Genomic DNA, 13,018 nt, shown 5'->3' on the forward strand with positions numbered 1-13,018 from the left:
ATTAGTGCCCGGCAATTTGCATCTGGCCCAGCAAGACGGAGCCGGTCAGCACACCGCCGCGCGGGTCCACGTCTTTACCAATGGCCTGAATGTCCATAAACATCTGCTGCAAGGTGCCAGCAATAGTAATTTCCGACACCGGGTAAGTGATCACACCGTTTTCGACCCAGAAACCCGCAGCGCCACGCGAATAATCGCCCGTCACTGTATTGACGCCCTGGCCCATCAGCTCGGTCACCAACAGGCCAGTGCCCATATCGCGGCACAGCTGGGCTAAATCGGCGTCACCATGCTGCACCAGCCAGTTATGAATACCACCGGCATGGCCCGTGCTTGGCAACCCCAGCTTGCGACCAGAATAACTGGTGGTCAGGTAACCGGTCAGTACCCCGGCTTCCAGAATGGTACGGTCTGTGGTTTTCACCCCTTCGCTGTCGAACGGGCTGGACGCCAGGCCACGCCGGATGTGCGGCCGCTCCAGAATGGTCACTGTGTCCGACATCACCGGCTGACCTACTTTATCCAGCAAAAAGCTGGACTTGCGGTAAATAGCGCCACCGCTGATGGCCGACACCAAGTGACCGAACAGACTGCTGGCAATGTCGGCGCGGAAAATGACCGGAACCTTCTGAGTGCCCAGTTTACGGCCATTTAAGCGGGCGACGGTTTCTTCTGCCGCTTGCCGGCCAATCTGTGCCGGGCTCATCAGCTCGCCCAGCTCACGCGCCACGCTGTAGCTGTAGTCGCGCTGCATATCCTCGCCTTCTTCGCCTATCACCACGCAGCTTAAGCTGTGGCGGCTGGACGGGTAGCCCACCATCTGGCCATGGCTGTTGCCATACACCTTCAGGCCCTGGTGTGAGGTAAAGGAGGCACCTTCGGAGTTGGTAATACGTTTGTCCACAGCAAAGGCGGCGTCTTCAGCGGCTTTACACCAGTCAATCGCCTGCTCTGTGCTGACCGCAGCCGGGTGAAACAGGTCCAGATCCGGCGGGTTATGCTCCAGTGCGGCAGCGTCTGGCAAACCGGCATAGGGGTCTTCGGAGGTATAACGGGCAATATCCACCGCCGCTTCCACTGTGCGTTTTAAGGCTGCCGGGCTTAAATCAGCCGTAGAGGCCGAGCCTTTGCGTTGCCCGACATAGACGCTGATGCCGAGGCCACCGTCCTGGTTAAACTCCACCGTTTCCACCTCACCATGGCGGGTTTCTACACTCAGGCCGCGGGTGCGGTTCATCGAGGCTTCGGCGCTGGTAGCGCCCAAGGTTTTGGCATGCTGCAACACCTGCATTACTGCGGCTTTTACTTCGTCCAGTTCCTGCCAAATCTCAGTGCTTGTCGTACTCATAAGGTCACCCGGAAAAAATTTTGCCAAAGCTTACCACAGCCGCCTGCGGGCCGTCATTTGCCTGCTCGCCGCCAGAACGGCGTTGCGGTATACTTAGCGCAATTTTACCGGCGACAGAGCAAGATTTATGGCAGATATGACCGACTTTACCCATGGCGATGACTGGGATGTCGAAGAAGGCAAAAGCAAAACCCAGGTGAAAAAAGAGATGCACCAGTTGCAGGCTTTGGGGGAAGAGCTGATTGCATTAAGCCCGGTGGCCCGCGCCAAAATTGAGATGGACGACGAACTGAAAGACGCGCTGGCACTGGCCGACAAGCTGAAGAGCAAACGTGAAGCGCTGCGCCGCCATGTGCAGTTTATCGGCCGCCTGATGCGCACCCGCGACATTGAACCTATTGAACGGGCGCTGGCGCTGATCCGCAACACCAACCAGGCCGCCACCCGCAAGTTTCATTTAGTGGAAGACTGGCGCGACAAACTGATTGCCGACAGCAATGCAGTGACCGACTTTATTGCCCAGTACCCGCAAGTGGATATTCAGCAGCTGCGCACCTTAATTCGCAACGCGAAAAAAGAGCAGGAAAAAAACCAGCCGCCCAAAGCCTACCGCGAGCTGTTCCAGCTGATTAAACCCGCCATTCTGGAAGAGTAATTAAACGCACAGGGCCGTCTACTCAGACGGCCTTTTGTTAACTGGCGCTCACCCAGTTATCCAGCCGAAGCCCTGGCACCTGTTCAAACTGCTTGGTGTTATTGGTCACCAGTATGAGCCCCAAGGCTCTGGCATGGCCTGCAATCATTTCATCGTAAGGGCCAATTGGCCGGCCGGTTTTTTTCAGTTCAGCTCTTAATTGCCCCGTATGTGCCGCAGCAGCATTGTCATACGGCAACACCTCCAACCGGGCAGCGAACCCTTCAATATCCCGTAAGTTACGCGCAACAGCTGCTGATTTTTCCGCACCGTAAATCAGCTCCATCAGGGTAATTGAGGAAATACAAAGCTGACCATCATGGGCTTTAAATGCCTCCCTGACTTCGAGCGGTTTATTTTTGATGGTATAGATAGCAATGTTAGTGTCGAGCATATATTTCAGCATCAGAATGACTCACGTTCCTGAGCTTCAGCTTGCTCCCTATCCAGCATAAAGTCGTCAGACACTCCTTCACCATCAAACCAGCTATCCCAGGATTCTCCTGCCGGAGTGATAATGCGGGCACGGCCCTGAATCACAATATCTACCTGCTTCACTGAATCCGGATAAGCCACAGGTTTAGGTAAACGCAACGCCTGGCTTTTGTTACTTTTAAAAATACTGGCCCTTTCCATAAACCCCTCTCACTGTATATACCACTGACATATCCCATGCTAGAAGCCGAGCAGGGATATGTCAATGGTATATACCTTGTAAAGGTGACTGGGAATGCACAGCAGGTGGCTGGCAACTGCGGTGTTCGCCCGCTCAAGTTGGCGCAGTAATCACCTCGCCACAACTGGCTAAGCTAACAAAAGCTCCTGTTCAATGGGCACAAATTGGCTGGCGGCGTTTATAAGTGAGGTGGCTGTTAACTCTGGAACGCCATACACCTCAACCTCTTTGCTGCTGTCTGTGCGCACGCGGTCAACCAGCCGGTCAAAGTCGCCATCTCCGGACACCAGCACCACCACATCGGCATCTGCCGAGTAATCGAGCACGTCTATAGTGATACCGACATCCCAATCCCCTTTTGCAGACCCGTCCGCTCTGGTAATAAATGGCTTTAATTTCACGTCGAAGCCAATGGCCCGCAGAATATTCTGAAACTCCCGTTGCTTCTTGTCGCCCTTATCTATTGCATAGGCAATAGCTTTAACCACCTCTCTGTTTTCGGTCACAACAGCCCAAAACTTGTTGTAATCGAAATTACGCCCATACGCCTGCCGTGTGGTGTAGTAGACATTCTGAACATCGACAAAGATGGCAATCTTCTTCAATTTCTATTCCTATCCAGCGTAACTCCCCAAGCAGCGGAGCTAGCTCCGCGTGCATTGGCTTGTTAAGCATTGCGCTTGATCCTCACATGAACTTTTACAATATCTTTGTCTTGCCAATTTCCAGCTCTAAACTCAAAGCGAGAACGCAAATTGCCAAAGACGTTTGACGAACTTCCAAAATTGGCCGCATTCCATTTTTTTGTTTCTATTCGGCCGTCTTTGTAAGTCGTCTCTATTTCTGCGAGCTTTGTTACTAAAAGCTCTTGCTTGAAAAGCTCAGGATCTCCAGGCTCTAGTGTTATCGGTAGATAATCTGTGCGAGATCTAATCACCTCTGAAAGCGGACCTGTAATTTCCTGCCAGTCCGATATGTCTGCTTTATCATTTACTGGAATACTATTGTCGTAATTTTTATGGCAAGGCTGACAAAGAATCAGAATTGATCTCTCTAAAGGAAAATGTTCGTCTTTGAATCGTTCTTCAAACTTTTCAATATCCACGGTCGCAACACCGTTGTAGGTATAATCCTTGAGGATCAAATCTATTATTTCATTCCTATCTCGTCCATGCACATGAGCAGACTCTAGATTTTCCTTTGAACCACAGTGCTCACAAGCGGAAACTTCAGCTTTATGGCTTTTGGTAAATTGCTGCACAAGGTTTCTCAACCTCGGGCCTATATACCTACGGAATTCTTTGTTGGTTCCTACGAACGATGCCATTTTAATTTCCTAACGCCCAAATTTAGCGCGGAAAGCCGCGCAGCGGGTTGACGTCGCAGCCAGCGCTTTTTGCTGGCGATAAAATTTGCTTGTTAGCACATGAATAACGCTATTTATAAGCTTTTTTGATACAAAATACTGTTAGGAGTAATGATGTGCTGGGGGCAAAACCATAAGATCCTGCTTCCATGACTTTATATCTGCAACTCACATTCACAGCATCACCTAGCTGATCAGATAAAAACCCTAGTCGTGTATCCAGCAATTGGTCGACATCATAACTTCTTGCTGTTGAACCCAATCTGCTAATTGCAGCAATATAACCGGTTTCGAGTCGCTTCGATTGATGTTGTTCCGCAGCTAAAGCCTTTAATCTTTTTGACTCTTTAAGTAGCTGTAGTTTACTTAATGAACGCTTCACTTCAATAATATGCCTCAGTTTCCTTGAGTTTCGGCTAATGATTGCTATATCAAATTTTCCATTTATTCTGAGTTCATTTGGATTTATATAATCCTCTAGGCCAAACTCATTTAAAGCCTCTTTAACAGGCATCTCGAGTCTATAACCAAGTGTCGGAAACTTATTGGAAAGCTCATTTGCTATGAAAACATTTAAAAAATACTCTGGCATTTTACGAATATGAACACCGGATTTTTCGAAAGCTTCACTGGAAGCTCTTTCCAAAGCGTCAATGATAGAATCTTGCAATTGAATTTTTGTTGCTCGAGCCAAGCCATAATCTCCGACAAAAATGCTAACGCTTATTCAAAGGCTAAACGCCCGCAAGTCGGAAGTCTTTTTGCCTTCTTTGCTGATTTTTACTTATACCAAGCTAATGCCGAAGTACCTATTTTTCAACCAATTTTTTCGAATCAGCCAAAGGCCAGCCGGGCAAAATACGCACTCGCTGTACGCGAGTTGTCCGGAATTTAATTCATGGTGGTTGGCTGTTTTTTTCATCAGTAGTTTTGGGACTTATCGAAACTATTTAAGGCAATGCCGATCAGTATTAGTCAGTTGTTGGCACAACGTGACCATCCAGCAAAACAGACATTGGTAATTGCGGAGTAAGCAATATAAAAGTGAGCCCAGAGAACAAAAGGGACAGGCGCGAACGGGCGAACGCAGTAGTTGCCGGAGGCTGGTTTGCGCTGCCACCTGATGGGAATACAAACATCAGCGCTGGGTTTAAAGCATTGGTTTAAAGGGCGCAGGATTAAAGGGCGCAGTAAACTGCGCCCCGACTCCGCCCCCTACCACAGCAACCGGATGGTAGCAGCGGCTTAAATCAGCCGCTTGACCACTAAGGTGCCGCCGATGCGGCCGATGCGGGCCAGCAGCTTTTGCACGGCTTCCGGGTAATCGCTTAAGGTTTCGATGTCGCGGTAATGGTGAATGGCTTTGGCGTGGGCGGTGATCACCGCTTTTTCCTGCTCCAGCACCGGCTTTAACTGCTGCAGCTCGTCTTCCACATAAATGCCATTTTCAAAATCCAGCGCAAAAGCGCGTGGGTTCAGGTTATGGCCGGTAAAGAGGTGCTTGTCACCGTCCACACTTAAGCCCTTCAGGTGGTAACTATTGTCTTGATGTTTCCACAGTTTCACCGTCAGCAAACCTGCATCAATAAACTTCTGATTGGCGCGCAGAAACTTACGCAAAATGGTTTCGTACAGATAAGGCAAAGCACCGATACGGCTAAAACGCTGGCCGGGCGGAATGTAGAAATCGTTGGCGGTTTTGTCGCCCACCACAATAGTCACCTGCACCCCACGCTTCAGGCACTTACGCAGCGCACGCGACAAGGCCAGTGGCGGGTTAAAGTAAGGCGTGTAAATAAACACGTCGCGCTGCGCCAGCGCCAGCATGGCCAGAATACTGGTATTGAGCTCATTGTCGCGCCGGCCCAGCCCCATTAACAAAGCCGCACGCAGCGGCGCGTCGGCATTGTCCGCTAAACCGTAGTGCATGGTTTTGGCGTGTTTCAGCCAGTTGCGGCTTTGTTTTTTGGCAGCGTCTTTTAACAGGCTTTCGTCGCTCAGCAACAACGGTGTTTGTTCGGCGTCGCCAAACAACTGCTGGTGGGTGTGTACCACAGCGTCGGTCAGTGCTTTATTGCTCAGCAGCAAATAACGGTCGGCGCGGTAACGGCCTTGTTGCGCCAGGTAGACATTGTTCAGCGAGGCGCCGCTGTACAGCAGCGTCTGGTCAAACACAAACCCCTTCAAATGCAACACACCAAAGAGCTCACGCTTTTTTACCGGCACCCCAATGATTTGAATAGGCAGCGGGTACTCTTTGGCAATATCACGGTAAAAATCGTTATTGGTGCGGGCGCCTTCCTGCCCTATCAGACCACGCCGGGCTCTGTGGTAATCCACATAAACTGTGACATCCAGCTGTGGGTTGCGCTGTTTGGCTTCGAATAAAGCACGCAAAACCTCTTCACCGGCCTCGTCGGCCTGCAAATACAAAGCGGTGATCACAATGCGTTGCTGCGCACTGCCAATCAGCTCCAGCACTTTTTGTTTGTAGTCCAGCGCCGAGTTCAGCACCGACACGGTTTCAGCCACCAGATTGGTTTTGGCTAACCGGGCGAGACGACGACGGTTTAATAGGGTCTGTAACATACAGGCTCTGTTCTCATTCCATAAAAAGTTTGGGGTCAGAGTAGTACTCTGACCCCAGGATCTTGCCGTAAAACAGCGCTTTGGCCCAGCTTTTTTTCGTCAGGCCGTGCCGCCTACCGTCATCGCGTCCAGTTTTAAGGTAGGTTGCCCCACACCCACAGGTACGCTCTGGCCTTGCTTGCCACAGACGCCCACGCCGCTGTCCAGCCGCAAATCATTGCCGACCATCGACACTTGCTGCATGGCCTGCGGGCCATTGCCAATCAGGGTAGCGCCTTTTATTGGCTGGGTAATTTTGCCGTTTTCAATCAGGTAAGCTTCGCTGGCCGAAAACACAAACTTGCCTGAGGTGATGTCCACCTGGCCGCCACCAAAGTTAGGCGCGTAAATGCCTTTTTCCACCGACGCAATAATTTCTTCCGGCGCGTAGTCACCGGCCAGCATATAGGTATTGGTCATGCGTGGCATCGGCAGGTGCGCAAAGGTTTCACGGCGGCCGTTGCCTGTGGGCGCCACGCCCATCAGCATGGCGTTGTGTTTATCCTGAATGTAGCCTTTTAAAATGCCGTTTTCGATCAGCACGTTGTACTGGCTGGCTGTGCCTTCATCGTCGATATTCAGTGAACCGCGGCGGTGCGCCAGAGTGCCGTCGTCCACAATAGTGCAGTGTTTGGACGCTACTTGCTCGCCAATACGGCCAGCAAAAGTGGACGAGCCTTTACGGTTAAAGTCGCCTTCCAGGCCATGGCCAACGGCTTCGTGCAATAACACGCCTGGCCAGCCGCTGCCAAGTACCACTGGCATAGTGCCAGCCGGTGCGTCCACTGCGGTTAAATTCACCTGAGCCATGCGCACTGCTTCACGGGCATAGCCCATCCAGCGCGGTTCGCCGTTGACCTCTTCGTAAAAATACTGGTAATCCAGCCGCGCGCCGCCACCGGCATTGCCCCGCTCACGGCGGCCATTGTGTTGCAGCAGCACTGAGCAGTTCAGCCGCACCAAAGGCCGGATATCGGTGGCAAAAGTGCCGTCGGAGGCCGCCACCAGCATCTCTTCGTACACACCGCTTAAACTGACACTGACCTGTTCGGCGCGGTTATCCAGGGTGCGGATAAAGGCATCCACCTGCTTTAACAGGTCCACCTTGGCGGTGTTATCCAGGCTTTGTAATGGCTCGACCGGTAAATAAATTTGTGGTGTGTTGCCACGGGAAAAAGCCTTCACCTGGCCTTGCTGACCAGCAGCCGCAATACCACGGGCGGCACTGGCCGCCTGGTTTAATGCCTGCAGTGAAATGGCGTCGGCGTAGGCAAAACCGGTTTTTTCACCGCTGATGGCGCGCACACCCACACCACGTTCAATATTAAAAGAGCCTTCTTTCACCAGGCCATCTTCCAGCGCCCAGGATTCGTGCACGCTGGACTGAAAATACAAATCGGCGTAATCCAGCTGATGCGCAAATAAGTAACCCAGGGTTTGCTGTAAGTCGTCTGCTTTCAGCTCGCTGGCTTCTAACAGGTTAAATTCCACATTGCTCATTTCATCAGCTCACTGTTAAATCTGTTGTGTTGCCGCACTGGCATTTTGTCGGCCAGCTGGCGGCTTTGCTGCAGGTCAACCAGCACTGTCAGCACCATCTCGCTGTTGCTGTCGCCCTCTGCCAAAATATGGCCCCAAGGGTCGATAATCAGGCTGTGGCCATAAGTCTGGCGGCCATTGGCATGGGTGCCGGCCTGCGCCGGTGCCAGCACAAAACTTTGGGTTTCTATGGCTCTGGCCCGTAATAAGGTTTCCCAGTGTGCCTGGCCTGTCACCACCGTAAAAGCCGAAGGCACCGCCAGCACATTCATGCCCTGCTGCGCCAGTTGCTGGGCCAGGCCCGGAAAACGCATATCGTAGCAAATCATCAGGCCAAGCTTAAGCTCGTCCGCCGTAGCCAGTGTGACCTTCTGCCCGGCCGCCGTGCTGGCCGATTCCTGATACTGCCTGCTGCTGTCATTGACCAGCGCGTCAAACAAATGAATTTTCTGGTAGTCGGCAATCAATTCACCAGCCGGGTTGAACAACAAACTGCTGGCAGCAAATTTTAGCGGGTCGTCGCTTTGGGTCGGTAAGGTGCCCACCAGTAAATAACAGCCAAATTCACGCGCAAGCTGTGCATAGCCCTGCTGCATGGGTCCGCTGCCCAGCGGCTCGGCCAATTGCAGGTTGAGGCCGTCCGGCCCGGCAAACACCGCCACACCTTCAGGCAGCGCCACCAGATGCTGCTCACAACGGGGTAATTGCGTCATCAGGCTACGCACCTTGGCCAGATTCTGTTGCCAGTCTGGCCCACTGGTCAGCTGCACAGCCGATAAACGCCACTCAGCCATTGGCTTTGTCCTTCTTCGTGCTGTCGGCCTTTGGCGGCTGGTTCTGCTGCTGTTGCTCCTGCAACTGACGGCGTTTTTCCTGCTCCGCTTTTAACAGCTCAGAGCGCGGAATTTCAATTTCAGTGGTGTGACGCGCCACTTCGGTCACCAATGGGGCCGCAAAATTACCAGTGACGGCAAAGTTCACTTTGGACACCACTTCAGCCGACTCCACCAGCTCGTCCAGCGCCAGCGCCGCCAGGCCTGTAGCCGGGTTAAACTGCAGCAGCGCCACCAATACCGGCAGGCTGGATGTGACTTTGGGTAAAAAGGCCATCTGGTAATCCAGCTGGCGGGTGACTAAATCAGCGTAGCCCTGAATTTCAATATTACCTGCAGCCCCTTCCACTTTACTGTTATTGGTGTGAGCCACCCCTTTGTCCAGCTTCAGGTCACCGGTCATTTCGGTAAAGAAAAAGCCTTTGGAGAAAATATCGCGAAAATCCAGCTTCAGCTTACGCACCAGGGACCCCAGGCTGAACACCGACAATAAACGTGCGCCTTTGTCACTGACCTCCGACAAAGAGCCTTCCCCTAAACGCCAGTGCAAATCACCGCCCAGCGTGGCGTAGTTAAATTGGGTCGGTCCGCCAGCCCAGCTCATTTGTTTAAACTGAATTTCACCGTCACTGCCAGCTATGGCCGACGTCAGGTCGTAGTCCTGCATCAGCTCGCCAAAATTCGGGCTTTTAATTTCCGCATCCACAGTGGTCCGTCCCGCCGCTTCGTCTTTCACCCAGCGGCCGGTCAGGTTCAGCTGATGCTTTTTATAACGGGATTCAAACTGGTCGATGCTCAGGCTCTGGCCGTCTGAACGGGTCTTCAACTTCAGTTGGCCTAAATCATAAGGGCCAAAGACACAGCTTTTGCAATTCAGGCTCAGCGGCGGCAAGTCGGCCAGCCAGGGCATCGGCTCCGGCGGCACCACTTCGGCCAGCGCTTTGGCAATTTGCTGTTCTTTACTCAGTTTCAGCAGCTCTTCTGCTTCAGCCAGTGCTTTGGCTTCTGCGGCTGCCGCGTCGTACGGGAAGAGCTTTAAAAACTCCAGCTCTGCCGCAATGCCGCCCTGCTGCAGGTCTTTAGCCAGCATGGCAACGCCTTTGGTCTGGTCCGACTGCAGTTTCATCTGCCAGTGTTGATCCGCCGGTGTCATCTCCAGTTGCAGATTGGTCAGTTGAATATTATCCGTCACAGTCAAAGTGGCCACTTTGGCGGTCACCTGACTCAGCGCTGGCATAGGCGACGGCTCTTCGGTGGCGGCCGCTTTGATTTGGTGCTGGATCAAGGTCAGCCAGGGCACAAATTCGGTTTGCCCCAGCGTGGCGTTAATGCTGAAACCTGCCGGTGCTGCGCCTGGTTCTGTCCGCTGCCCCAGACTCAAACGGGCCTGACTGACCTGATTTTGCTGATGCTGGTAATTGGCATCAAAAAACAGCAAGTCCTGGTAATTCAGTGTGATCACACTGCTGTCCTGATTACCGGACGTGGAGAGAAACATGGACCCCGGCTGCCCAGGCGTTTTCGCCAGCGGGCTGGGCAGTTTCAGTTCAGTGTCGACAAAATCCAGTGCTAAATCAGACTGATACTGATAGCCTTCCCCGGCCAGTTGCAAATCCAGTTTGAACTGCCAGCTCAGCGGCCCCACCGCATAAGAATCAAACTCAGGCGCCAGTGCCAGCAGCAGTTCCTGGCTGTTTTGCAGGCCCTGACTCAGCAGCGACACCTGATAACCCTGCTCCTGCTGCTCGCCCCTCAGACTGAACTGCACCGGAATGGCGGAAATAAACATGTTCAGCTCATTGGCTTCAATGCGGGCATTGTCGAAACTCAAGCGGCCGGTCAGGTTTTCCCCCACCAGCGCAGGGCCGGATAAATTCAGGCCATTTTGCTGAAAGTCGATATCCCCTTTCACCTGCACGCCAGGGTGATCCAGACCAATCGACAGCGACACATCGCCCTGCACCTGTCCTGTCACTCCTAAGTACGCCAGAGTTTCCCCTACTGAATCATGCAAAGGCGATGCTTGCATCAGGGTCGTCACTTGTTCGGCCAGCAACTGCTGCTTAATATCGATCAGTAAATCTGAGGCATGAAATAAGTCCGGGATCCGCACTGTAACCCCTTGCTGCACTGGGGCATCCACCAGATAACCAGCCTGGCTCTGAATGGTCATACTGGCATTTTCAAACAAGAGTTCAGCAGACAGCTCGGTCAGGCTGGGCCAGTCCGGATCAAACTGAAACTCGGCGCCCACTACAGAAGCCAGCGCCTGGAAAGTGCCATTCCGTTCGCTGTATGGGTATTGAGCAAACTCACCGGACCAGAGCACTTTGCCTGAGCTGACATCGCCCGACAACAAGGCGGGCTTTAAATAGCTAATGACGGATTGTGGCATATGGTGCAGCGGGAAAAAGTGTTCAGCCTCAAGTACCGGCACATTCTTCAGCTCGGCCACTAAATCCATATCCGGCTGTTCGTCCAGGTTCAGCACCATTTCGGCTTCCAGACCAAAGCTGTCGCGCCATAAACTCAGTGAGGGTAACAACAGCTGCCAGTGGCCTGCTCTTTTGCGCCAGGCCATCGACAATTCCAGCCCCTGATAAGGCCAGTTTTGACTGAAGGCATTGCCCCAGCTCAACTCCGCGTCTTTGCCTTTCAACTCCAAAGCGCCAAAATAAGGCGACGCCACCAGTTTCCCGGCCAAAGCCCGAACCCCTGGTACATCCGCCACAGCGGCCGATGTCAGGCCATCAAAGTCAGTGGATAAATACCAGTGCTCGCCTTCCATCAGTAAATCGAGCCGGTTCACTTTGGCATCCAGCTGATACTCAAGTACTTGTTTCAGCTGCTCTGAGTCGTCAGCAAACAGTTGAAGTAAAGGTTCCGCTACCGCCAGCTGCAGGTTTTGCAAGGAGGCATGGTAATTGTCCTGAGTCCGGCTCAGCTGAAACTGCAGATCGGGCCATTGCTCTGAGGTATTACTGAGTTGCATGGGGCTTGAGGTTAAAGTCCAGCCGGCTTTGGTCGGTTTCCAGCGCAGGTAACCATCCGACAGCGCCACTTTGTTCCAGACGCCTTCTTTCAGCCAGCCGACATTGTTATCTGACAGCGCCACATCGATTTGTTGCAGCTTGCCCACTTTAATGTCGCCCCAGGCGGCAAAATTCAGTTTGGCGCTGTTCAGCTTGCGGGTTTGTGGCATCAGTTGCTGGAACCAGGGCAGCAAGTCGAGCTGCTGGCTGGCCAGATACAGCTGGCCATTGGCTTCATGGGCTTCGCCATTCAGGTCGACAATAAAAGACAAGGTGTTGGCGGTGACACCGGCCACAGAGACTTCGCCCCAGCCCTGATGGCGGTCGGAGTCGTTTTGCCAGTTCAGCGCTTTGATAGCCAGCTCAATATCCTCGTCCTGCTCTGTGCTGAACACCAGTTTGCTGTGGATCACGGAAAACTGCCGCAGTTGTTTAAAAAACAGATCCTGCAGCGCCTGAAACAATTGTTGGTTGTCAGCAGGAGTGCTGACACCGGACCCGAGCCAGCGGCGGGCTTCGACATGGTAGGTCAGACCGGACAACTCAAAATGAGCAGCGGTCAGTTTCATATTCGACAGGCTGCGCCAGAAATCCAGCCGCACGCCAATTTCATCCACCGTCAGTTGGGGTTGCTGCTGACTGTCCAGTACCTGCAGTTGTTGCAGTACCAAGGCCGGACCTGTGCCCTGCCAGCCTGCGGACAAAGCACCAATCCGCACTTCAGTGCCATATTCGGCTTGTATCCAGTGTTCGATATCGGTTTTATAGCCGGGCGCATAAGGCAGGCCCAAACGCAGCGCAGACACCAGTGCGGCCATCAGCACCACACCGATAGCAAAAACAATCCAGACTTTGTGCAGGCAATACCAAAAGGCCTGTCGGATACTTCGCACTGCGGCTCT

At 52.8% G+C, this 13,018-nt stretch carries 11 protein-coding genes; 1 reads left to right on the forward strand and 10 read right to left on the reverse strand.

The genetic code is table 11. The features are described 5' to 3' along the window. Window position 1: 1 nt before the first annotated feature. The gene (gene pmbA, locus WKJ03_RS06995; protein WP_337841459.1) at window positions 2-1,348 is read right to left on the reverse strand and encodes a metalloprotease PmbA; all 1,347 of its coding nucleotides are present in this window, start codon (window positions 1,346-1,348) and stop codon (window positions 2-4) included. Window positions 1,349-1,475: 127 nt separating this feature from the next. Between pmbA and yjgA the strand changes: the two genes are divergently transcribed. After that, the gene (gene yjgA / locus WKJ03_RS07000) at window positions 1,476-2,003 is read left to right on the forward strand and encodes a ribosome biogenesis factor YjgA (RefSeq protein WP_337841460.1); all 528 of its coding nucleotides are present in this window, start codon (window positions 1,476-1,478) and stop codon (window positions 2,001-2,003) included. A 37-nt stretch (window positions 2,004-2,040) separates the two neighbouring features. Here the strand turns inward: yjgA and vapC are convergent, their stop codons facing one another. From vapC to WKJ03_RS07045, 9 genes are all read right to left on the reverse strand, one after another. Then, window positions 2,041-2,448 (reverse strand): tRNA(fMet)-specific endonuclease VapC, encoded by a 408-nt coding sequence (gene vapC / locus WKJ03_RS07005; protein ID WP_337841461.1) that lies wholly within the window; start codon window positions 2,446-2,448, stop codon window positions 2,041-2,043. Then, window positions 2,448-2,678 carry a type II toxin-antitoxin system VapB family antitoxin gene (vapB, locus tag WKJ03_RS07010; RefSeq protein ID WP_337841462.1) on the reverse strand — a complete coding sequence of 77 codons (231 nt, stop codon included), beginning with the start codon at window positions 2,676-2,678 and terminating at the stop codon, window positions 2,448-2,450. Before vapB ends, vapC begins: the two co-directional genes overlap by 1 nt. A gap of 168 nt (window positions 2,679-2,846) precedes the next feature. Next, window positions 2,847-3,323: an NYN domain-containing protein gene (locus WKJ03_RS07015; RefSeq protein WP_337841463.1), complete on the reverse strand. Its 477-nt coding sequence runs from the start codon at window positions 3,321-3,323 to the stop codon at window positions 2,847-2,849. 62 nt (window positions 3,324-3,385) lie between these two features. Beyond that, a complete protein-coding gene (locus tag WKJ03_RS07020; RefSeq protein WP_337841464.1) occupies window positions 3,386-3,979 on the reverse strand; it encodes a hypothetical protein in 594 nt (197 codons plus the stop codon). Between the two features lie 175 nt (window positions 3,980-4,154). Beyond that, window positions 4,155-4,778 (reverse strand): hypothetical protein, encoded by a 624-nt coding sequence (locus tag WKJ03_RS07025; RefSeq protein WP_337841465.1) that lies wholly within the window; start codon window positions 4,776-4,778, stop codon window positions 4,155-4,157. Window positions 4,779-5,329: 551 nt separating this feature from the next. Further along, window positions 5,330-6,673 carry a CDP-diacylglycerol--serine O-phosphatidyltransferase gene (gene pssA, locus WKJ03_RS07030; protein ID WP_337841466.1) on the reverse strand — a complete coding sequence of 448 codons (1,344 nt, stop codon included), beginning with the start codon at window positions 6,671-6,673 and terminating at the stop codon, window positions 5,330-5,332. Window positions 6,674-6,772: 99 nt separating this feature from the next. Then, entirely contained in the window at window positions 6,773-8,212 is a 1,440-nt protein-coding gene (gene tldD, locus WKJ03_RS07035; protein WP_337841467.1) for a metalloprotease TldD, read from the reverse strand. Beyond that, complete coding sequence (locus tag WKJ03_RS07040; protein ID WP_337841468.1) at window positions 8,209-9,045, reverse strand: carbon-nitrogen hydrolase family protein; 837 nt, start codon at window positions 9,043-9,045, stop codon at window positions 8,209-8,211. The genes tldD and WKJ03_RS07040 overlap by 4 nt, the downstream gene beginning before the upstream one ends. Then, the gene (locus tag WKJ03_RS07045; protein ID WP_337841469.1) at window positions 9,038-13,009 is read right to left on the reverse strand and encodes a YhdP family protein; all 3,972 of its coding nucleotides are present in this window, start codon (window positions 13,007-13,009) and stop codon (window positions 9,038-9,040) included. The genes WKJ03_RS07040 and WKJ03_RS07045 overlap by 8 nt, the downstream gene beginning before the upstream one ends. Window positions 13,010-13,018: the final 9 nt, after the last annotated feature.

The organism is Rheinheimera sp., assembly GCF_037442525.1.
Taxonomy (GTDB): domain Bacteria; phylum Pseudomonadota; class Gammaproteobacteria; order Enterobacterales; family Alteromonadaceae; genus Pararheinheimera.

Coding starts and splice junctions, on each gene's coding strand:
- pmbA (WP_337841459.1), bottom strand. CDS start 1,348: ATGAGTACGACAAGCACTGAGATTTGGCAGGAACTGGACGAAGTAAAA.
- yjgA (WP_337841460.1), top strand. CDS start 1,476: ATGGCAGATATGACCGACTTTACCCATGGCGATGACTGGGATGTCGAA.
- vapC (WP_337841461.1), bottom strand. CDS start 2,448: ATGCTGAAATATATGCTCGACACTAACATTGCTATCTATACCATCAAA.
- vapB (WP_337841462.1), bottom strand. CDS start 2,678: ATGGAAAGGGCCAGTATTTTTAAAAGTAACAAAAGCCAGGCGTTGCGT.
- pssA (WP_337841466.1), bottom strand. CDS start 6,673: ATGTTACAGACCCTATTAAACCGTCGTCGTCTCGCCCGGTTAGCCAAA.
- tldD (WP_337841467.1), bottom strand. CDS start 8,212: ATGAGCAATGTGGAATTTAACCTGTTAGAAGCCAGCGAGCTGAAAGCA.
- WKJ03_RS07040 (WP_337841468.1), bottom strand. CDS start 9,045: ATGGCTGAGTGGCGTTTATCGGCTGTGCAGCTGACCAGTGGGCCAGAC.